At 58.1% G+C, this 21,546-nt stretch carries 15 protein-coding genes; 10 read left to right on the forward strand and 5 right to left on the reverse strand.

All coding sequences use genetic code 11. The features are described 5' to 3' along the window. Positions 1-20: 20 nt before the first annotated feature. The 5 genes from BLR20_RS13240 (at position 21) to BLR20_RS13260 (ending at position 7,181) form a co-directional block, all read left to right on the forward strand. Complete coding sequence (locus BLR20_RS13240) at positions 21-1,319, forward strand: sialidase family protein (protein WP_054993231.1); 1,299 nt, start codon at positions 21-23, stop codon at positions 1,317-1,319. Further along, positions 1,316-1,936 carry a hypothetical protein gene (locus BLR20_RS13245; protein ID WP_032614716.1) on the forward strand — a complete coding sequence of 207 codons (621 nt, stop codon included), beginning with the start codon at positions 1,316-1,318 and terminating at the stop codon, positions 1,934-1,936. The genes BLR20_RS13240 and BLR20_RS13245 overlap by 4 nt, the downstream gene beginning before the upstream one ends. Positions 1,937-1,946: 10 nt before the next feature. Then, positions 1,947-3,980 carry an LTA synthase family protein gene (locus tag BLR20_RS13250; protein ID WP_032614715.1) on the forward strand — a complete coding sequence of 678 codons (2,034 nt, stop codon included), beginning with the start codon at positions 1,947-1,949 and terminating at the stop codon, positions 3,978-3,980. 352 nt (positions 3,981-4,332) lie between these two features. After that, positions 4,333-4,947, forward strand: coding sequence for a biliverdin-producing heme oxygenase (locus tag BLR20_RS13255; protein WP_010435020.1), 615 nt, complete (start codon positions 4,333-4,335; stop codon positions 4,945-4,947). Further along, positions 4,944-7,181: an ATP-binding protein gene (locus BLR20_RS13260; RefSeq protein WP_010435022.1), complete on the forward strand. Its 2,238-nt coding sequence runs from the start codon at positions 4,944-4,946 to the stop codon at positions 7,179-7,181. The genes BLR20_RS13255 and BLR20_RS13260 overlap by 4 nt, the downstream gene beginning before the upstream one ends. A gap of 47 nt (positions 7,182-7,228) precedes the next feature. On the opposite strand, the gene BLR20_RS13265 is transcribed toward BLR20_RS13260, so the two are convergent. From BLR20_RS13265 to pobA, 4 genes are all read right to left on the reverse strand, one after another. Continuing rightward, on the reverse strand, positions 7,229-7,921 hold the full coding sequence (locus BLR20_RS13265; RefSeq protein WP_054993230.1) for a hypothetical protein: 693 nt from the start codon (positions 7,919-7,921) through the stop codon (positions 7,229-7,231). Next, complete coding sequence (locus tag BLR20_RS13270; RefSeq protein WP_074594759.1) at positions 7,918-11,310, reverse strand: toxin VasX; 3,393 nt, start codon at positions 11,308-11,310, stop codon at positions 7,918-7,920. The genes BLR20_RS13265 and BLR20_RS13270 overlap by 4 nt, the downstream gene beginning before the upstream one ends. 320 nt (positions 11,311-11,630) lie before the next feature. Beyond that, on the reverse strand, positions 11,631-12,956 hold the full coding sequence (locus BLR20_RS13275; RefSeq protein ID WP_054993994.1) for an MFS transporter: 1,326 nt from the start codon (positions 12,954-12,956) through the stop codon (positions 11,631-11,633). A 215-nt stretch (positions 12,957-13,171) separates the two neighbouring features. Beyond that, on the reverse strand, positions 13,172-14,356 hold the full coding sequence (gene pobA / locus BLR20_RS13280) for a 4-hydroxybenzoate 3-monooxygenase (protein WP_010428072.1): 1,185 nt from the start codon (positions 14,354-14,356) through the stop codon (positions 13,172-13,174). Positions 14,357-14,510: 154 nt separating this feature from the next. Here pobA and BLR20_RS13285 point away from each other — a divergent pair, with 154 nt between their 5' ends. Beyond that, complete coding sequence (locus BLR20_RS13285) at positions 14,511-15,380, forward strand: helix-turn-helix domain-containing protein (RefSeq protein ID WP_010428071.1); 870 nt, start codon at positions 14,511-14,513, stop codon at positions 15,378-15,380. 51 nt (positions 15,381-15,431) lie between these two features. Here BLR20_RS13285 and ppnN read toward each other — a convergent pair whose 3' ends face one another. Next, a complete protein-coding gene (gene ppnN, locus BLR20_RS13290) occupies positions 15,432-16,805 on the reverse strand; it encodes a nucleotide 5'-monophosphate nucleosidase PpnN (protein ID WP_010428070.1) in 1,374 nt (457 codons plus the stop codon). A gap of 452 nt (positions 16,806-17,257) precedes the next feature. Between ppnN and BLR20_RS13295 the strand changes: the two genes are divergently transcribed. The 4 genes from BLR20_RS13295 to BLR20_RS13310 all read left to right on the forward strand — a co-directional run bounded on the left by BLR20_RS13295 (position 17,258) and on the right by BLR20_RS13310 (position 21,486). Next, the gene (locus tag BLR20_RS13295; protein WP_032611942.1) at positions 17,258-17,932 is read left to right on the forward strand and encodes a TIGR04211 family SH3 domain-containing protein; all 675 of its coding nucleotides are present in this window, start codon (positions 17,258-17,260) and stop codon (positions 17,930-17,932) included. Between the two features lie 402 nt (positions 17,933-18,334). Beyond that, entirely contained in the window at positions 18,335-19,936 is a 1,602-nt protein-coding gene (locus BLR20_RS13300; RefSeq protein WP_054993995.1) for a tetratricopeptide repeat-containing response regulator, read from the forward strand. Next, entirely contained in the window at positions 19,933-20,628 is a 696-nt protein-coding gene (locus tag BLR20_RS13305) for a sensor histidine kinase (RefSeq protein ID WP_010428065.1), read from the forward strand. Before BLR20_RS13300 ends, BLR20_RS13305 begins: the two co-directional genes overlap by 4 nt. Positions 20,629-20,721: 93 nt before the next feature. Then, a complete protein-coding gene (locus BLR20_RS13310; RefSeq protein WP_010428063.1) occupies positions 20,722-21,486 on the forward strand; it encodes a dTDP-4-amino-4,6-dideoxyglucose formyltransferase in 765 nt (254 codons plus the stop codon). Positions 21,487-21,546: the final 60 nt, after the last annotated feature.

The raw sequence follows: 21,546 nt of genomic DNA on the forward strand, positions 1-21,546 counted from the left end.
TTTCACAGTGATGCCTCCCGATGCCTGTTATTTCCCGAAACCTGACTGCATGGAGCGCAGGCTTGATTGTTGTGGCGATTTTTCTCAGTGCGTGGCTCAGTCATCCACAGCACCGTATTGCGCCCTTTGCGGTCAGTGCAGCGCCGGTTGGCGCTGAGAGCGTGGCGCCCAAGGCGTCCTATATTTCGCGTTTCGCGTCCTCCGACCTGGACGACTTCGTGCATTCCTCAGCCGTGACGGCGTTGCCCGGTGGCGACCTGATGTCGGTGTGGTTCGCCGGCTCTCGCGAAGGGGCGGGCGACGTTGAAATACGTACCTCGCGCTTCGATGCGGCCAGTGGTGAGTGGGGCGGCGAGCAGGTGCTGGCAACCCGCGAGTCCACCCAGTCGGGCACTGGCAAATACATCCGCAAACTGGGCAATCCGGTGATCGCCCTGGCTCCGGACAATCGCCTGTGGCTGTTCTACGTTTCAGTTTCGGTCGGCGGCTGGGCGGGCAGCACGGTCAACGCCATGGTCTCCAGCGACATGGGGGCCAACTGGTCGCCGCCGTGGCAACTGGTGACAACGCCGTTTCTGAACATCAGTACGCTGGTACGCGGCGCGCCGGTGTTTCATGCCGACGGTTCGATCGGCCTGCCGGTCTATCACGAGTTTCTCGGCAAGTTTGCCGAATACCTGTACCTGAGCGCCGACGGTGAAGTGATCGACAAGTTTCGCATCAGCCGTGGCAACAATTCCCTGCAGCCCACCGTCGTGCCCCTGGATGGACAGCGCGCCGTGGCCTTGTTGCGCTATGCCGGCGAGACGTTCCACCGGGTGCTGGCCAGCCGCACCGAAGACGGCGGGCAGAGCTGGAGCGAGCCGTATCCGTTGACCCCGAGCAACCCCAATTCTTCGCTGGCTGCGGTTGGTGTGCCGGGCAAGGGGCTGCTGGTGGCGCTCAATGACCTGCGCGAGGGGCGTTTCAAGCTCAGCCTGTACGGTACTGACGAGGAGATGAACGTCTGGCGGCCATTGATGGATTTCGACAAGTCGCCCGATCCGCTGGGCACGCCGTTTACCCTTGAGGCGTACAAGGAGGTGATCGGCGAGGGCTTCCGCAGTTCCAGTGGCGCCCTGCGTCAACCGATGGAAGAGGCCTTTCTGAGCAATCTGGACCAGCGCGTCTGCTCGCCCCAGGGCTGCGACTTCGAATACGAATACCCGTACTTCATCCGCAGCCCGGACGGCCTGTATCACCTGGTCTACTCATGGAATAACACCTTCATCAAGCATGTCAGCTTCAACGAGGCCTGGCTGGCGGAGCAACTTTTATGATCGCGTTGGGATTGGCTCATCTAGCGTTTGCCTGGACCCTGTTTGTACTGTTGGCGCCCTTGACCGCATCGTTATGGTGGCGCTGCGGCCTGCTGGCCGCGGTCTCGGTATTGAGTGTGATCTCGATCGACGGGCTGTCGATGGCATCCTATGCGCGCAGCCTGACCGATGACCTGGCCATCAGCAGTCTGGCGCTGCTGGGCTGGCTGACCCTGCAGCGATTGGGTGTGCTCCAGCCGCTGGCAGCGTCCAGGCGCGGGGTGGTGCTGTTGGTGTTCGCTGCGCTGGCACTGACCCTGTACCCGGCCACGCTGGGCCTGACGTATTTCGATCCGTACCGCTGGGGCTACAACCCGCGGCCGATGATCATCATTGTCGCTGTCATCGCGCTGGGGCTGGTCCTGATGCGCAATGCACTGGCCGCAGTGATGCTCAGCGCGGCGACGCTGGCCTTCACTTTCCGCATAAAGCCCTCGGAAAATTATTGGGATTACCTGATCGACCCGCTGCTTGGCCTTTACTGTTGTGGGGCCTTGCTGGTTTTGGCTGTCCGTTTTGTTTATCGCCGGGCAATGGAGGCGCGCCGTCCGGCCGCTCTGTCTGTCGGCAATGTCTAGAGGAATGACGATGAGTTGGTTGCAATCGCGACGCCTGCATTATTGGCTGGGCGCGGTCATGTTGGTGTTCCTGCTGTCGGCGTTGCTGAGGGGCGTGTTCTTCTACGGGTTTTCCGGCATCGAACCGGGCACGCTGTTCACGCATGACGAGGTCGCTCAGACGCTGGGCATCGGTTTGCGCTTCGACTTGCGCCTGGCGCTGCTGATACTGCTGCCGGTCGCGGTGCTGCTCTGGTTGCCGTGCTGGAACCTGATCAGCGTGCGTGCCTTGCGCTGGCTGGCGCGAGGCTATCTGATCGTCGCGCTGGCGATTCTGACGATGATTCATATCGTCGATTTCGGCCATTACGCCTATCTCGGGGTCAGGCTTAACGCCAGCGTGCTGCGCTACCTGGAGGATGCGCAGATTTCCCGGGACATGCTCTGGCAGACCTATCCAGTGCTGTGGATCACTGTCGGCTGGCTGCTCACTGTCGCGGCGCTCGGCTGGGCGTTGATCAGGCTTGAACGTGCCACCCTGGACCGTGAGGCCAGACCGATCAAACGCTGGTCCGTGGTCTGGGGGTCGGTCCTGATGGTCTGTGCAACCTTCCTTGGCCTGCTGGGCCGGGTCGAGAATCTCAATCTGGAAAACCCGGTACCGTTGCGCTGGAGCGATGCATTCTTCTCCGGTAACAGTCAGGTGGCGGCTCTGGGGCTCAACCCGGCGCTGTTCCTGTACGACACGCTCAAGGTCTCCCAGTCGAACTTCGACGAGCCTGAGGTGCGCAAGCACTATGAGCAGGTCGCGCGTTATCTGGGCGTCCGGCAGCCAGACGTGCAGGGGTTGAGTTTCAAACGCCACCAGACCGTGCAGCCCTACCGGCTGCCGGGCGAGCGGCCGCCGAATGTCATGTTCGTCATGCTCGAATCGCTGGGCACCAGTGCCGTCGGCGCATACGGCAACCCGCTGAACCCGACGCCTAACCTCGACCATCTGGCCACTCAAAGCTGGTTCTTCAAGCACTTTTACGTACCGGTTACCGGCACTGCCAAAACGGTCTGGGCGAGCATCACCGGGGTGCCCGACGTCACTCGGCAGGAAACCGCCACGCGTCATCCGTTGCTCACACGGCAAAACACCATCATCAATGACTTCAAGGGTTACGAGAAGCTGTACATGATTGGTGGCAATTCCGGTTGGGCCAACATGAACGCTTTGATCCGTCGCAGTATCGACGACGTACGGCTGTACGACGAGCGTGACTGGAAGTCACCGCAGGTGGATGTCTGGGGGATTTCCGACCTGGATCTGTTCAAGGAGAGCGACCGAATCCTGCGTGCATTGCCAGCCGACAAACCGTTCTTTGCCTACGTGCAGACTGCGGGCAATCACCGGCCTTTTACCATTCCGAAGGACAATGACGGTTTTCAGGTCAGCGACAAGACCGTGGAACAGGTCCAGGCCGCCGGTTCACGCAGCGTGGAGCAGTACAACGCAGTGCGCCTGCTGGATTTCAATATCGGTCGGTTGATGGAACTGGCGAAGGCGGGCGGTTACTACGAAAACACCATCTTCGTGCTGTTTGGCGATCACAACACGCGCATCAGCCAGATCCCGCACATGGCGCCAGCGTTCGAGCAACTGGGCCTGGAGAGCAACAACGTTCCGCTGTTGATTCACGCCCCCGGCCTGCTGGGCACAAGGGTTGTCGACGAAGCGGTCGGTCTAGCCGACCTGTTGCCGACCCTGGCAGGGATGGCCGGTATGGACTTCACCAGCGGTACCATGGGCCGTGACATTCAGCAGGCGGCTCCGGAAGGTGAGCGAGTGGTGCCACTGGTGCTGCGCGAAGGCACGTTCCCCCTGATCGGCGGTGTCACGCGCAACTACCTGCTGCAAATGGAGCACGACGGCAGTTCGCCAACGCTCCACGACCTGTCTTCCCCCACGCCGCTGGATAACGTCGCCGAACAGAACCCGCAAGAGTTCGAACGGCTGCGTGACCTCACCCGCGGTCTGCATGAAACCTCGCGAATAATGCTGTATCAGAACGTACGTTAATGAGGCGAGCTGGCCTTGTTCAGGACTATCACGCGAGCCGCCGGTCGAGTCGGTGGCTTGCTTGAGGATGGCATCGTTATTAGATGATGTTAAAGTGCTTGCCTCTGTGAACCACGCACGCATCAAACGCGTATAGGGCTCGGTTTTCGACTCTCGTTTTTAGTTGAGTGCGTATTTTGCGGGCAGTTGCAAACCGTCGTTTTGTAACGCTGACTGTTTTTCTTTATGGCTTGCGGTATTTCATCGCAAACGCAGGAAAAACCTGTCAGATTTTGCTCTGAATCTGTATTTTGGCGGCCTGTTTTCGCTCGGATGCGTTTTCTGCCCATTGCACACTCAAGAGCCTTCCTGGATGCCGGCAAGTTTTCCACGTGTTCCCCCGCCGAAACTGCTTGATGCACTACGTGCTGAAACCAGTCAGTTGCACGTCAAGCTTGAAAAACGCATGCCGTTTTTTTCATCCGCTCTGGATCACGCTCTTTACCTTCGCCTGCTTCAGGCCTACTACGGTTTTTATGCACCGCTTGAAGCGATACTGCATGCGAGTGCCTTGATACCTGCGGAGCTTATCCCTGCCGAAAGGGTCAAAACCCCTGTGCTGGTCGAGGATCTGCGTGCGCTAGGGATGCCCGATCACGATATCGGGCAATTGCCCCGCTGCCAGCAGCTGCCTGCTGTTGATTCTCCCGGCGCTTGCCTGGGGGTGATGTATGTACTGGAAGGGGCGACATTGGGCGGGCAGGTGTTGCGACGCGAAATAAACAGGCGCCTGGGTCTGGATGAGCAAAGTGGAACGGCCTTTCTCGATGTGTACGGTGCCCGAACAGGGCCTCGTTGGAAGGCGTTTCTTAATCATCTGGACGAAGTGCCGCGAGAAGTTGTCTTTACTGATGCCGCCGCTTTTGCAGCGCACTCCACATTTGCATGTTTCGAGCACTGGCTCGAGGGTCAAGAGGTACTGTTATGAGCCAACTCGACAAAGATGCCTTTGAAGTCCTTCTGGCCAATTGTGCGGATGAGCCCATTCAGTTTCCCGGGGCCATTCAACCCCATGGCCTGCTGTTTACTCTTGAAGAGCCAGGACTGACGATCCTGCAAGTCAGTGCCAATGTGCAGGATTTGCTGGGCCATGTGCCCGAGCAGTTGCTGGGCAAGGGGCTGGACTGTGTGCTCGGCGCTGGCTGGGCCGACGTGATCAGAAGCGCCAGTGCCCATGATTCGTTCATCGACGCGCAACGCCTCCTGATGTCGATCAACGGCATCGAATTCGAAGCCTTGTTGCATCGCCATCAGGGCGTTCTGGTTCTGGAACTCGAAATTCAGGGCAAGGATACGCAATCGGTCAGTTATTCCGAGCGCACTGGCAACATGGGGCGCATGTTGCGCCAGCTGCACGCTGCGAGTGATCTGCAGACCCTGTATGAAGTCAGTGTCCGCGAGGTCCAGAAGATGACCGGTTATGACCGCGTGCTGATCTACCGTTTCGAAGAAGAAGGCCATGGTCAGGTGATCGCCGAAGCCTCGGCGCCAAGCATGGAGCTCTTCAACGGGTTGTTCTTCCCGGCATCGGACATTCCCGAGCAGGCACGCGAACTGTATCGCCGCAATTGGCTGCGCATTATTCCCGATGCCGATTACACCCCGGTGCCTTTGGTGCCTCAACTGCGCCCGGACACTCAGCAGCAGCTTGACCTGAGCTTTTCGACGTTGCGCAGTGTTTCGCCGATCCACTGTCAGTACATGAAGAACATGGGCGTGCTGTCATCCATGAGTGTGTCGCTGATTCAGGGCGGCAAGTTGTGGGGGCTGATCAGTTGCGGCAATCGCACGCCGTTGTACGTGTCCCATGAACTGCGCAGCGCCTGCCAGGCGATAGGCCAGGTGCTGTCGCTGCAGATCAGCGCCATGGAAGCGCTGGAAATAAGCCGTCAGCGAGAGGCGAAGGTCAGAACGCTCGAGCAATTGAATCTGGCGATGGCCGGGTCTGAAGAAAACGTCTTCGATGGTCTGGCGCAGCAACCACAGTTATTAATGGATCTGGTAGGCGCGACCGGCGTCGCCATCATCGAAGACCGGCAAACGCATTGTTTCGGCATCTGCCCTGAGCCGTCCGACATACGTGCACTGCATGCCTGGATGATCGCTGGTGGCGAACCAGTGTATGCCAGTCATCATCTATCCAGTGTCTATCCGCCTGCCGAGGCTTATCAGCCAATTGCCAGCGGCGTATTGGCGATGAGCCTGCCAAAGCCGGTCGACAACGGCGTTATCTGGTTTCGTCCCGAGGTCAAGGAAACGGTCCAGTGGAGCGGTAATCCGAAAAAACCACTGGATATGGAGAGTTCGGCAGGCGTTATGCGCCTTCGGCCGCGTACCTCGTTTGAAATCTGGAAGGTCGAGATGACCGGGATCGCGACGAAGTGGAGTCATGGCGATGTGTTCGCCGCCAATGACCTGCGCCGCTCCGCTCTGGAAAATGACCTCGCCCGTCAGGTGCGCAGGGAGCAACAGGCCGTTCGCGCCCGCGATGAGCTGGTAGCGGTTGTGTCCCACGACTTGCGTAATCCGATGACGGTCATTTCCATGCTCTGCGGAATGATGCAGAAGTCGTTCAGCTCCGATGGGCCGCACACGTCGCGACGTATTTCCACGGCAATCGATACCATGCAGCAAGCGGCCAGCCGCATGAATGTGTTACTGGAAGACCTGCTCGACACCTCGAAAATCGAAGCGGGCCGTTACACCATTACGCCGCAGCCGCTGGAAGTCAGCCAGATATTCGAGGAGGCCTACACCTTGCTGGCCCCGCTGGCGATGGACAAGTCCATCGAGATTTCCTTCAACGCCGAGCCCGACCTCAAGGTCCAGGCCGATCCGGAGCGTCTCTTCCAGGTGCTGTCCAACCTGATCGGCAACGCCATCAAGTTCACCCCGAAAATGGGTACGATCGGTGTGGCGGCAATGTCCAATGGCACTGAAATCGTGTTCACCGTGCGGGACTCCGGCGAGGGCATCCCTCCCGAGCAGTTGCCACACATCTTCGAACGCTACTGGACCGTCAAGGAAGGCAACCCGACCGGCACTGGCCTGGGTCTGTACATCTCGCAAGGCATCATCAAGGCCCACGGTGGTGAACTGGCTGCGCAAAGCCGGGTGGGCGAGGGCAGCGAGTTCCGCTTTACCGTGCCAATGGCGGTTTGATCGCTTTCTCAGGCTTGCAGTGAGTTTCAACTCAAGCCTGAGTCGCGTCAGCCCTGATGCCAGTGGGTGGCCTTTTCGATGTATTCAACATTCGCTGGAAGTACGTCGCGCAGGAAGGCGAGGTACTTGTCCATCAACGCCTTGCTGGGAAAGCGCGCGGCGAAGCCGGTGGTGATATCGTCGCAATGGATAATGACCATCAGCCGTTTGTAATCAACCGTGACAAATTCATGCAGTTGCCACGGGGCGGTTTGTCGATGGTGTACGGGGTTTTCCCAATTCAGCAGTTTGATGGCGGCGATGAAGGCCATCGCTACCGGGCCGACCAGAAAGAGCAACGATCCGGTGAGGATAGCGACGAATCCGAATACCAGCATGACGAAAATGGCGACGCCTTTGAAGAAATAGGAGGCGAAGTCGGGGTAGTGGAGGTAGTACTCGACGGTTGCTCCGTCGGTTTTCAGGGTGTAGTTGAAGATGGTTTTTTGGCGGATTAGCAGGCCTGTGAAATAGGCAAGAATGCCGGCGAGCGCTAATACAGTGCCTACTAATGAGTAGAGGCTATCTGAGAACATTATCCAGCCCCCCCACATGTAAAGTGTGCTTCCTGTTAGGTAAACTGCGATGAATATGGACTGAGTTATCATCATTTCTCTGGGCGATCTTGCAAGTGTTTTGATTTTCCAGTTCAGAACATCTCTACCCTGTGGCAAAGTTGGGGTTTTTTCTTGTTGAGTCATAATGGCGTGCCCTCTGCGACTTCTAGAGTCAGCGTACTGGCCCTGTTTGATGCCTTCACTTCAAGTTCCACAGCAGCCAGTCCGTCAATAGCGGTATCGCCTCTTAGGCCAAGCTCCATCTGAAATAGATAGCTTCTATCGTCTTCGCCAAGGTTTAAAAGATTGGCCGGATACCAGATTTGCAGCTCGAGATACGTTGCGTCCTTGTCGAGCGGCACCCAGGTTTCCCAGATGAGGTCTTCATTTTCAGGTGGCATGAGAGGATAGGTGAAATCTTCACTCGCCTTGCCAGCTGGCTTGTTGGTAAGCGTCCCGAACTGTTCGGCAGTCCTGAATTGCCCACGGTCCAGAAAAGCTTGATGCAGTGGGTCGCCTATTTTTTCTACAGGTAGCACGCCCCATGGTCGCTTGCTGCTGACTATATTGAAGTGCACGGACTCCCCGCGTACCAAATTTGGCAAGCGTACTTGTACGCCAGCGCCATTTTGTACCGCTACGCTGTAGTAATCGCCTTTGCCTAGATAACGATCCTCATAGTGCACGGTGCTTTTAACATGAATTTGCGGAGATAATTGAATTTCCATCAATGCGCGTACTTCTTCACTCTCGCCTCTGGCAGTCTCGGGGTAGCGATAATCTAGGGTTCTCGACCAACAGCACTTGCGTAGCCACCAGCCAACACTGTCTTGCTTGAAATAATTCAGGGCCATTGTAGTGAAAAGATAAATAGAACCTATTATGAGCAGCGCCACACTAAACCATGAACTCATCGCAACAGTCGCGAAGGCACTGGCAGGGGATAACCCTGCCATCAATTGAAAAGTTGAGCCTACTCCCATTGTGAACACAGAAATGCCTTTTACGATGATCACATTCTTTTCTTCTGGTGTTTTTGCTGCATAAAAGTCATCTGCAACCTCAAATAGTTCAAGCGTAACTGCCGCGAGTCCAAACCCACCCATCGCCACCATTGAAACTCTGAACCCGCGTATCGCATCACCCCAAGCCACGTTACCCCGTGCCTTCCAGTAAGCCGCCGATTTATCGAGAATGCCTATGCTATAGCCGCCAATAGAAAGGGGCTTCGCCGAACTGATAACCGCCCACGGCGCTTCTACAAACACCGCCATCAACAAGTTAAAGCTGTACCCCAACCCATAGGTCACCTTGCCGATATCCTTGGCGCTGAAGTCTCCGTCCCGAGTAAGGTCGCGATAAGTGAAGGCGGTGTTGATGAAGTTGAGCATGATCACGCCCCAGGTGATCGAGCCGGCAGTGCCGCCCAGGCTTTCGCTCCAGCGTTTGGCGGTGTTCAGCCAGTCTTTGGCGATGGCTTTGCCGGACTGGAAGTGCAGGCGAATCTCGTCCTGCAATTGCTTGGCGTATTGGTTGTTCTGATAGTCGAGCAGGGCGGGCATGCTCAGTTCGTGCAGGCGAAGTTTTTGCTCGAGCGCGCGCAGGTTGCTGGCGATGCTTTTGCGGGGGTTGTAAGCGGTGGGATAGAGCCAGCTGCGGCGGGTGTCGCTGATCTGCTTGTTGAGTACCCGCCACTCAGTGATCCAGCTTTTCAGCTTCGTAAACATTTTCTGATCGATCGCAATACGTGCGTTCGAATCGAGCAGGAGCTGGCCGATCAACAGTGTGCGAATCAGTGCAACGATGTTCTGCTGCTTGCCCACCGCCAGACGGCTGTCGATGGGCACCCAGGCCAGCAGGATACTTTCGAACGTCGCTTTGCCTGCGTTGCTGGCCAGTTGGCCAAGAGCTTTGAAGGTGTCCTGAACAGGCTGTTTCAGCGTCTTCATCCACGGCTTGTCGGCAAAGCCCTGATGATTGAGTGTGCTGTTGAGTTCGCCTATGCGGGTGGCCAGATTGGTGGCGTCCCCCAGACCGTTCAGCAGCGCGTTGGCCTCCTGGTGCAGCGCGTGCTTGAGCGCCGGTGAGAAGCCGTAGCGCAAGGTGCCAAACAGGCTGCTGTCGTTAGCCTCCTGCTCGGCGAGCCAGGCGCTGGCGGCGCTGTCCTGAGCGTAGATGATCTGCAGATTTAGCATGACCGTTTGCAGGTACAGCAGGCTTTCTGGATGGGTGGTGTCGACAAACAGCTGGAGCGGTTCCGTGCCCAGATGGGTCGCCCATTGTCGGAAATCGCTTTGCGTGTCACGCACCTGTTGCAGCAGGTTGTCTCCGGTTGGCAGGTGCTGCTGAAGGTACTGACGCGCACCTGTCAGATCGACCTCGCGTCGCCATTTTTGGCGATCTTTCCAGGCTTGCATAGCCTCGTCAGAAGGCGCGCTGCCGTAACGCATTTCAATCGATCTGCGCATCTCCGGGCTCTTGAAAATATCCGGTAGCAACAGCACGCCTCCGGGAGCGGTGTTGTTGCCGATCTGCTCTTGTTCAAAAATGCATTGCTCAAAATAGGCTTCGACGTCGCTCAGGTACTGGTGGGTAAGCGCCGTATTGCCGCGCACCGATGCGTGCAGTTTTTCCGGTTCGCTCTCAGCTCCACATAGTGTGGCAACGGTCTGGGCGATCTGGATCTTGTGTTCGTGCTTGGCTTGCCAGTTACGGTAAGCGGCCTGATCGGCGGCCAGTTGCATGCCCAGATCGTTGAAAATGGCCAGCGGATCATCAAGGGCAATGAGCAGAGAGCTGTCCTGGTGTTCAACACTGCCCTGCCAGAAAACGTCAGCGCCGATGGGCGAAAGCAGTGGATTGGCGTCCTCGCTGAAGGCCTTGGAGGTGGGAATCGCCGAGTCTGCAAAACGGTCATCGTTAACCACATGTTCCTTGTCGATGTCCGCCACCGCTTCGGCAATACGCTTCAACGGCAAGGTATCCGGCTCGGCCATGGTCACGCAGTAACGCTTCAGATCCAGCGCTTTCATCCATGACGCGCGGCTTGCCGGATTCGAGCGCAGGTGTTCGCAGATTCGCCACGTCCATTGCTGCGCAGAAAAGGCGATGTGAAGCCGGTTGTTCCGCGGATAGAGCAGGAAGGGTTTGCCATCGTCGGCACCGCTTCGCCGGTCACTGCCGATCTGTGCGTCTGTCCAGATGATGCGGCTCAGATGACCGTTGGCGGCTGACGAGACGTATTCATGAAAGGTCCCGGCAGTCTCGTCATAGACATACACGTAACCGTCATACAGTTGGCGAAGGGTATAAGTGCGTGTTTTCAGCTTCGGCATCACCGCCCAGCGGCTACCCTTGAGCAGCGGCTTCAGCTTTTCGGGCGCGGTATCGTAGCGGGAGCGATCCAGCGCGTAGCGCACCGGTACGATGGCGACGTCAGGCCCTCGGAAGGGACACAGGCTGGTGGCCGTGGCGGGTGTTTTAGGGAACGTTGCAGCACGTCGTTGAGTATGGGTGCCGGATTTGTCGGTCATGCATGGAATCCCTGCGCAGAAACGGTCGATATCGCCCGCTGTATGCAGAGGTGCATTCCAAGATATGTGCCGACTGTCTATTTATCCATAAAAAACAAATAGATAGAGATTTAAAGCAAAGATATCGAGTAAATAAACGTGAAATAGTGCGCAAGCCTCTGCGCATATGCGCTGACTCATGCATGTGTGCTGCAGCGCTTTGAATACAAGCCGTTGTCGGGTTTATACGGATATGGGGTGCGCAAAAGTCTGCGCACCCGCGGGGACGTGGGCCGCGCCACGCCAGGTGCGCAGGACCACGCTGTCTTCGGCCATGGCGGTCAGGCGGTTCCTGCCGCCTTGACTGCCGAAGAACGGCTGACCCGCAATGCCACCAGACTGCCGACGATGGTCAGCGCGGCCAGTGCGTACAGCGCCAGTGTGGTCGAGCCGGTCTGGTCCTTGATCCAGCCCACCAGGTAAGGGCTGAGAAAGCCTGCCATCTGCCCGATCGAGTTGATCAGCGCCAGCCCGCCTGCGGCAACGCTGGCGCTCAGCAGGGCGGTCGGCAATGGCCAGAACATCGGCAGGCTGGTCAGGGCGCCCATGGTGGCGATGGTCAGCCCGATAATGGCAACGATGGGCAGCGTCGCGAAGTTGGCGGCGATGATCAGGCCGGTCGCGCCCATCAGCATGGGCACCACCAGATGCCAGCGGCGCTCGTTGCGCAGGTCGGCGGAGCGGCCGACCAGCAGCATGAACACGCCAGCCATCAGGTAAGGCACGGCGCTGATCCAGCCGATCACCAGTGCATCGCTGAAACCGAGGTTCTTGATGATCGACGGCAGCCAGAAATTGATCGCGTAGACGCCGCTTTGAATGCAGAAGTAGATGAAGCCCAGAATCCATATGAACGGCATGGTCAGCACGGAAGCCACCGAGCTTTTGCCGTGCACCGGACGGCTCAGTTCATCGTTGGTGATATCGGTCTTGACCCGTTGCCGCTGCCCGGGCGTCAGCCAGCTTGCATCCTCGACCTTGTCGCAGAGCAGAACGAAGGCCAGCACACCCAGCGCCACGGTTGGCAGACCCTGAATCAGAAACATCCATTGCCAGCCGGCCATGCCGCCCTGGCCCGCGGCGAAATGATTGAGAATCCATCCGGAAAAAGGACCGCCCAGCAGGCCGGAGACCGGAATGGCCGACATGAACAGCGCCATGATCCGCCCGCGACGCTGATTCGGATACCAGCGCGAGAGGTACAGCACGATGCCGGGGAAGAAACCGGCCTCTGCCATACCGGTCAGAAATCGCAGCACGTAGAACTCGACCGGTGTGGTGACGAACAGCAGGCAGGTCGAGAAGATTCCCCAGGTAATCATCATCAGACCGATCCAGCGACGCGGCCCGAAGCGGTTTAGTGCCAGATTGCTGGGCAGGCCACACAGCACGTAGCCAATGAAGAAGATACCGGCACCGAGGCCATAGACCGTCTCGCTGAAATTCAGGGCATCGAGCATCTGCAGCTTGGCGAAGCCGACGTTCACGCGGTCGAGGTAATTGAACAGGTAACAAATGAAGATAAACGGGATAAGGCGCAGGGTGATGCGACGGTAGACATGATTGCCTTCGGCGTCGCCCACATCGTGGGTCGAAACAGGTGTCATGGCGGGTGTTCCTCTGTGCTTGTTGTTTTTATATAGCCGAATAGCTATTGGGCGCACTCCCGATCATAGGTGAGCAGTGATGAAAACGCTTTGGGGTTTTGCACGGCGGCAGGGGGCATGCGTTGTGTGATTGCACAACGCATGTACGCGGGGGAGCTTATGGCTTGTCGCGAATGTCAGTACGCAACGAAAATCACGGCGCCGGGGGCAACGCTTTATTCGACAGCCTCATACGGCAAGCCCACATAATTCTCCGCAATGGTCCTGCGCCCGGCTTCCGAGCCGACGTAGTAGTCCAGCTCGGTCTGCTGAATGCGCTGGCTGAAGGCGTCGGTGTCGGGGAAATTGTGCAGCACCGACGTCATCCACCAGGAGAAGCGTTCGGCTTTCCACACTCGGCGCAGGCAGATCTGTGAATACTTTTCCAGCAGGTCGGTGCGGCCTTCGCGGTAGACCTTGAGCAGGATGCGGTACAGCGTACTGACATCGCTGGCCGCCAGGTTCAGCCCCTTGGCCCCGGTCGGCGGGACGATGTGCGCGGCGTCGCCGAGCAGGAACAGGCGACCGTACTGCATGGGTTCAACCACAAAGCTGCGCAGCGGCGCGATGCTTTTCTCGATGGACGGGCCGGTGACCAGGCGCTCCGCCAGATGCTCGGGCAGGCGGGATTTGAGTTCATCCCAGAAGCGTTCGTCCGACCAGTCTTCGACCTTCTCGTCGGCGCTGACCTGCACGTAATAGCGGGTGCGAATGGCCGAGCGCATGCTGCACAAGGCAAAGCCGCGCGGGTGATTGGCGTAGACCAGCTCTTCGTTGACCGGCGGTGTGTCGGCCAGCACCCCGAGCCAGCCGAACGGATAGACGCGTTCGAATACCTTGAGGGCGTCGGCGGGAATCGATTGCCGCGAGACCCCGTGAAAGCCGTCACAGCCGGCAATGTAATCGCAGTCCAGGCGCACGCTCTCGCCATCTTTGACAAACGTCAGGTACGGACTATCGCTCTTGAGGTCATGCACTTTGACGTCCGCAGCGTCATAGATCGTCATTGCACCGGTGGCGGCGCGTGCGGCCATCAGGTCGCGGGTGACCTCGGTCTGGCCGTAGACCATCACCGTCCTGCCGTTGGCGAGGCTCTTCAGGTCGATGCGCTCGCAGCGACCGGCGAACGCCAGTTCGAACCCGTCATGGATCAGGCCTTCGGCGTCCATGCGCTCACTGACGCCCGCTTCACGCAACAGGTCGGTCATGCCTTGTTCCAGGACACCGGCGCGGATGCGCGAAAGGATGTAATCGGGGTCCTTGCGCTCGACGATGACGTTGTCGATGCCGGCACGCTGCAACAGTTGACCCAGCAGCAGCCCGGAAGGGCCTGAACCGATAATGGCAACCTTGGTTTTCATGGCTATAGTCCTGTCTTTTTGATCCCTGCCAGGTGTCGTCAGCGGGATGTGATTATTTTTGTCTCCTGCATTTTTAATGGATGCCGTTGAGATAAGAAGGCAATATCCGCTGCATTATCTGGACTTTTCGAGGATCCGGACGGGAGAAGACGACATGGCCAGACCTGCCACGGCAGTGATACCGGTTTTCAAACTCTATGGGGAAACCACGGCTTGGCCGACTCCGGACCTGATCCACTGCGAGTCGATCCCCGAGCGCAGCAGGCTTCACGAATGGGAGATCAAGCCGCATCGGCATGGCGATCTGGTCCAGCTGCTTTACGTGCAGTCGGGCAAGGCGATGCTCAAGGTCGAGGACCGGGTCAGCGAGGTCGAGATACCTTCGTTGCAGGTCGTTCCGGCACTGAGCGTGCACACCTTCAGGTTCTCCAGAGATATTCAGGGCCATATTCTCAGCCTGGCCAGACCTTTGGTGGAGCAACTCGAGGCTGCGCTCGATGTCTCTGCCTTCAGCACTGCACGGTGTTATGCGCTCGGGGCGGACAGCGATTATGTGGACACGCTGTTCAATGCCATTGCCAGCGAATATCGGCAGCCCAGAGCGGGCCGTGATCTGATGCTGCATTCGCTGGTCAATGTGCTGGCGGTGTGGCTCAGTCGGTGCAGCAGTGAACATGCCGGCGAAGAGACTCATGCAATGGATCGCGGTCGCGAGCATTTGCAGGCGTTCATGCATCAACTGGAAGCGAGTTTTCGCGAGCACTGGTCGATTGACCAGCATGCGCAGGCGCTGGGCATCAGCGCCGCGCACTTGAATGCACTGTGCCGACGGCTTTGCAACCAGTCGGCCTTGCAGATCATCAGTGAGCGCTTGTTGCTGGAGGCCAAGCGCAACCTGATCTACACCACCCTGACCATCAATCAGGTGTCAGACAGCCTGGGGTTTTCCGAGCCGGCGTATTTTTCGCGCTTCTTCAAGCGTGCTACCGGGCAATCCCCCAAGGCGTTTCGCCAGCAGAAATAGAAACGGGGTGCTCAAGAGCACCCCGTCGGCTTTCTGCATGTGGTTATGCGGTCAGGTCACGACCTGATAGCACGGCACGTACGCTGCGCCGCCAGGCAGCTTCATCCGGTGCTGATCGACGAAGGCCTGCAACAGTTTGTCCAGCGGGCCCATGATCGATGGGTCGCCGTGAATCTGATAAGGACCGTGCTGTTCGATCAGGCGAATGCCCTTGTCCTTGACGTTGCCGGCGACGATGCCGGAAAACGCCCGGCGCAGGTTGGCAGCCAGTTCGTGAGTCGGCACATCGTGATTCAGTTGCAGCCTGGACATGTTCTCGTGGGTCGGATCGAAAGGGTGCTGGAAGCTTTCCTCGATCTTCAGCAGCCAGTTGAAGTGAAACGCGTCATTACGCTCGCGGCGGAACTGCTTCACTTCCTTCAGGCCCTGGGTCATCTGGCGGGCAACGTCTGCCGGGTTGTCGATGATGATCTGGTAGTGGCGCTGCGCCTCTTCACCGAGTGTGGCACCGACGAATGCGTGCAACTGCTGCAGGTACGGTTCGGTGTTTTTCGGGCCGGTCAGGATCACCGGGAATGGCACGTCCTTGTTGTCCGGATGCATCAGAATGCCCAGCAGGTACAGGAACTCTTCGGCAGTGCCTGCGCCACCCGGAAAGATGATGATGCCGTGACCGACGCGCACGAACGCTTCGAGACGTTTTTCGATGTCCGGCAGAATCACCAGCTCGTTGACAATCGGGTTGGGCGCTTCGGCGGCAATGATGCCCGGCTCGGTCAGACCCAGGTAGCGACCGCCGACGATGCGCTGCTTGGCGTGCGCGATAGTCGCACCTTTCATCGGGCCTTTCATCACGCCAGGGCCACAGCCGGTGCAGATATCCAGGCTGCGCAGGCCCAGCTCATGGCCGACTTTCTTGGTGTATTTGTATTCTTCGGTATTGATCGAATGGCCGCCCCAGCACACCACCATCTTTGGCTCGACACCGGCACGCAGGGTACGAGCGTTGCGCAGCAGATGGAACACGTAATCGGTGATGCCCTGGGAATCGCTCAGGTCGATGCGCTGGCTGTCCAGTTCGCTTTCGGTATAGACGATGTCGCGCAAGGCGCTGAACAGCATTTCGCGGGTGCTGGCGATCATTTCGCCATCGACGAATGCATCGGCAGGCGCGTTGAGCAGCTCCAGGCGCACGCCGCGGTCCTGTTGATGGATACGGACTTCAAAACTCTCGTACGCTTCAAGAATGGTCTTGGCGTTATCGACGTGGGCGCCGGTATTAAGAATGGCCAGGGCGCACTGGCGAAACAGGGTGTAGGTGCTGCCTGAACCGGCCGCGCTGAGCTGCTGTACTTCACGCTGGGACAGGGTTTCAAGGCTGCCTTTCGGGCTTACGGTGGCGTTAATCACTTGTCTTGGGATCATTCTATTTTCCATTAGAGCGATGCAGTCGAGCATCAGGATGGCGAATATCGAGAACATTCACCCCTGTGGAGCCTTTTCTACAGCACTTGGCCGCGAAAGCAAACGCCGGACCGTAGACGCCCCTTGCTTGAGCCCTTGTGCGTCATCGCAGGATTGAATCGGCAGGCGAATTCTTTTGAAAGCAGGCACTTGCTCCGCATGACCGTGTGGCTGAATTTTGACGCGGACGACGGGCAATAGTGAACCTGACCTCTTTAAAGGAGTCTGTTAGCTGATGGACTTTCTGGACGGCCTGCATGAAAGGGATCATCAGGTGCTTTTTCAGCGCGCCTGACAGGCAGACATTCCGTCCGGGCAGGAGTTGCAAAACCTTTGATCGCCTGCGGCTCCCATCCTTAGCCGGCCCGTTAAACGAGGCTTTATTTTCATTTCAGATAAAGATAATTATCGCCATGTCTCGTCATTTTTCCGCACTTCTTTCCCGAGCCCCTGGCCTGTTCGTCGTTTCGCGTCGCCTGCTCGGCGCAGGCCTGTTTGGCGCTGCATTGACCGTTGTCATGCCTGGCAGCGCACAGGCCGCAGGCAGCGATCGTTGGGTCAGCGACAGCCTCACCACCTATGTCCGCAGCGGACCAACCGATGATCACCGGATTGTGGGTACGCTGAAGTCCGGGCAGAAGGTCGAGCTGCTCAGTTCTTCGGGCAAGTTCAGCCAGGTGCGTGGCGAAGGCGGCTCCACGGTGTGGATTCCGAGCAGCGACTTGCAGGAAGTCCCTGGTCAGGCCGAGCGTGTGCCACAACTGACTCAGCAGGTCGCCGATCTGACCGAGCAACTGGCGGGCATCGACAATACCTGGAAGACCCGCGTGCAGGGCATGCAGGAAACGCTGGACGCGCGCAAGAAACTGGTCGACGAACTGGAGGCGCGCACCAAGACCCTCAACGATCAACTGGCCGACTCTCAGGCTGAATTGCGTGCGACTCAGGCGCGTCTTGGCGATGAGAACAAACAGGTGATGATGCGTTACATGGTCTACGGCGGCAGCATTGCCGGTGCTGGCTTGCTGGTCGGCCTGATCCTTCCGGCGTTGACCAAGGGCCGCAAGAAGAACGACGGCTGGGTGTAAAACCGCTTGCACCACCTAACATGCCAGCGCCCCGCGCTGGCATGTTGTCCGCCATGCTGCGTGTTGTATCGAGTGCGCAGTTTGATGTGTGACAGACCTCTCCGAAAACGCCTTTTCCCTGCCGCAATCACGATCCAGCCCACACTCTTTGTGCCTGCCCGACACAGGGTCCGTGTGCGAAGTTGATGTTCGTTCTACAGTTTCTGCGTGGATGGTCGAAAAACTGAGTGTCGCCCTCAGCCCTTCGCTCCGACGCGCGGGCAGGGGTAACGGCAAGCTGTATTGTGGCTCGATGCCATTACTTATTGTGTGCGTCCTGAAAAATGGGCTGCCGAGTCGGGTCTGAACGGTTTTCAGGCCGCGGGTCTCATATTTTCACCCCTCCCCTGTGCAGGAATCCGGATGCTGGCGTACAACCAAAAAAGCTTTCTTATCGTTGATGATTTCTCTGACTTTCGCAGTTCAGTGAGGTCGATGCTGCGTGAACTGGGCGTCAAGGAAGTGGACACCGCCGACACCGGCGAGCAGGCTCTGCGCATGTGCTCGCAAAAGCGTTATGACTTCGTGCTGCACGATTTCAACCTGGGTGATGGTCGCAAGAACGGCCAGCAGGTGCTGGAAGACCTGATGATCGAGCGGCTGCTGAGTTACGAAAGCGTATTCATCATGGTCACTGCCGAAAACAGTCAGGCGATGGTCATGAGTGCGCTTGAGTGGGAGCCGGATGGTTACCTGACCAAGCCGTTCAACCGCGCCGGGCTGGCCCAGCGGCTGGAAAAGCTGGTGCAGCGCAAGACCCTGCTCAAGCCGATTCTGCAGGCCCTCGACCGTCGCAAACCGGCCGAGGTGCTGGCCGCGTGCGACAAGCTGATCGAGCAGGACCCGCGTTATGCGCCGTTGTGCCTTCGCTACAAGGCTGATGCCTTGCGTGACCTGAAGCAGAACGAACCCCTGGAAGCGTTCCTCAAGACCATTCTGGCTGATCGGGCCACGCCGTGGGCCTACGGTGCCTTGGGCAGCCTGCTGCTCAAGCGCGGCAAGACCGCCGAGGCACAGGCTGTCTACGAGCAGGCGATCAAGGCGTTTCCGACAATGCCTGCGCTGTTCGATGGCCTGGCCGATGTGCTGGTGGCGCTTGGCGATGGCAAACGCGCGCAGTCTGTGCTGGAAAGCGCAGTGCGCCTGTCGCCGCTGGCGGTGCGTCGGCAGAAGCTGCTGGGCAAGCTGGCACTTGGCAATGAGGACTTCGAAAGTGCTTCCAAGGCCTATCGCCAGGCCGTCTCCCAGGGTCAGCATTCGCGTTTCAAGGATCCGGAAACCAATCTGGGGTTGGCGCATGCGTTGATCAGCAAGGGCGGTGATCAGGGACTTGATGCGCGCACCCGCGTCGAGATCAACAACGCCCTCGTCGATGTCGCCAAGGAGCATGGCGACGACGAAGGTCTGCAAGTGCGCACGCGGCTGATGAAGGCGGCCAGCCTGCAGCATTCGGACCCGGAAGCCGCAGCCAAGCTCACCGAGCAGGCAATGGCCAGGCTGGATGGCATGGAGCAGGTGCTCAGTGCCGATGCCGCACTGATGGTGGCTGCGCAACTGAAGAAACTGGGTCAGGAAGAGGCCGGTGCCGGCGTCCTGAAGAGTTGCGCGGGAGCCTATGGCGACGATCCTGCGGTGATGAAAAGCATTGCCGGCATGACCGATGATCCGGCGATCCTGGGTGCCAGCAAGGCGGCTGTCGATTTCAACCTGCAAGGCGTGCGCAGTTACAAGGCTGGCAACCTCACCGAAGCACAGTCCTTTTTCCGCAGTGCGCTGGGGCTGCAGCCGAAGAACATCAGTATTGCGCTGAACATGGTGCAGTCGCTGCTTCACCCTGGCCAGAATCTGGGCCAGGCCGGAATTGACGAGTGTCGTGCCAGCCTGACCATGCTGGGCAAGATCCCGGAAAGCGACCCGCGCTATGAGCGTTATCAGAAACTCAGGGAGAGGGCGTTTAGCGCATGAGTGAAGAGACAGAACAGGGCCTCGACTTTTCCATGGTGATCGCTTCCACCGTGCACGACATGAAGAACTCACTGGCAACGCTTACCCAGGCGCACAGCCAGTGGCAGGCGAAGCTTTCGGTCCAGCAACGCGACACGCCGGAGCATGGCGTCATCGACTATGAGTTTGCCAACCTCAACGGCATGCTCGTGCAGTTGCTCGGACTTTACAAACTGGGTGTCAACCAGATGCCGTTGCGTCCAGACTACCACGAACTGGACGATTTCATTGAAGCGCAACTGGCCCATCATCAGGATGTGCTGGGCAGCCGCAACATTGCCGCGCGTCATGCGATCGATGTGGCAAGCCCCTTGGGCTTTTTCGACCGCGAACTGATCGGCTCGGTGGTGGGCAATATCATCGTCAATGCCATCGGCTTTGCCCGCGAGCAGATTGTTGTCAGTGTCGGTGATGAAGGCGGGCAGCTGAAGATCACCATCAATGACGACGGCCCCGGTTACCCGGCGTATCTGATCGAGCGCCAGACCGACTATGTGCAGGGCATCAACCAGGGCAGCGGCAGCACCGGCCTGGGCCTGTACTTCGCTGCGCACATTGCCCAGCTGCATGTACGCAACGGTATGCGCGGACGCATTGAAATCGCCAACGGCGGCGTATTGGGCGGGGCGATGTTCAGTATGACCCTGCCCTGATTCCTCCCCGCGCCGTCAAATATCGCATCGTGTTGACGATCGCTGCTATATTTTCGGCGCGATCGGACATTTAACTGGCATATGGATAACACCGTGAAGTTGACAGAAAACACTCAGCCTCATTCGCCAATCAGGCTGTTGGTCGTTTCCGATAACAAGCCGCTTTCTGCGACGTTGCTGCAGTGTATCGAGGCGTTGGCAGGCGATCTGACAGTCGACGTCGATCTACGTTACACCGCTTACAACCACACACCGCAGGGCATGGTCGATCTCGGCGCGCGAGTGATCGATGTCAAGGACGAGTCGGTCGTGGATTTCATCATCGAGCATTACGATTTGGTTCTTAGTGTTCATTGCAAACAGCTCTTTCCGAAACGTCTGGTTGAAGGGGTGCGCTGTATCAACTTTCACCCCGGCTTCAATCCGTTCAATCGTGGCTGGTACCCTCAGGCCTTTTCCATTCTCAATGGCCTGCCCGCAGGGGCGACTATCCATGTCATGGATGAAGCCATCGATCACGGCCACATCATTGTCCAGAGACAGGTAGAGGTGGGCTCGGGTGACACGTCACTCGAGGTCTACAACAAGGTGGTCGAGGTGGAGAAGGCGCTCATGCATGAGTGTCTTGCGGACATTCTGCAAGGACAGTACGAAGTGTTCAAACCGCTGTCTGAAGGCAACTACAACGGCATCAAAGCCTATAACGAGTTGTGTCAGCTGGATCTCGAAGAGACAGGTTCGTTGCGCGACCATATCAACCTGCTACGGGCCACGTCGCACGGTGACTTCAAGAACGCCTATTTTATCGATGAGTCAGGTGACAAGTACTTCATCAAGGTCGTACTGGAGAAAGCCTGACAGCTGCTCGATGCCCACTGCCCGTGGCTTGGGGCCCCTTTATCAAGGTGGCCCCAGGCT

This window comes from Pseudomonas congelans (assembly GCF_900103225.1).
In the GTDB taxonomy this organism is placed as follows: domain Bacteria; phylum Pseudomonadota; class Gammaproteobacteria; order Pseudomonadales; family Pseudomonadaceae; genus Aquipseudomonas; species Aquipseudomonas congelans.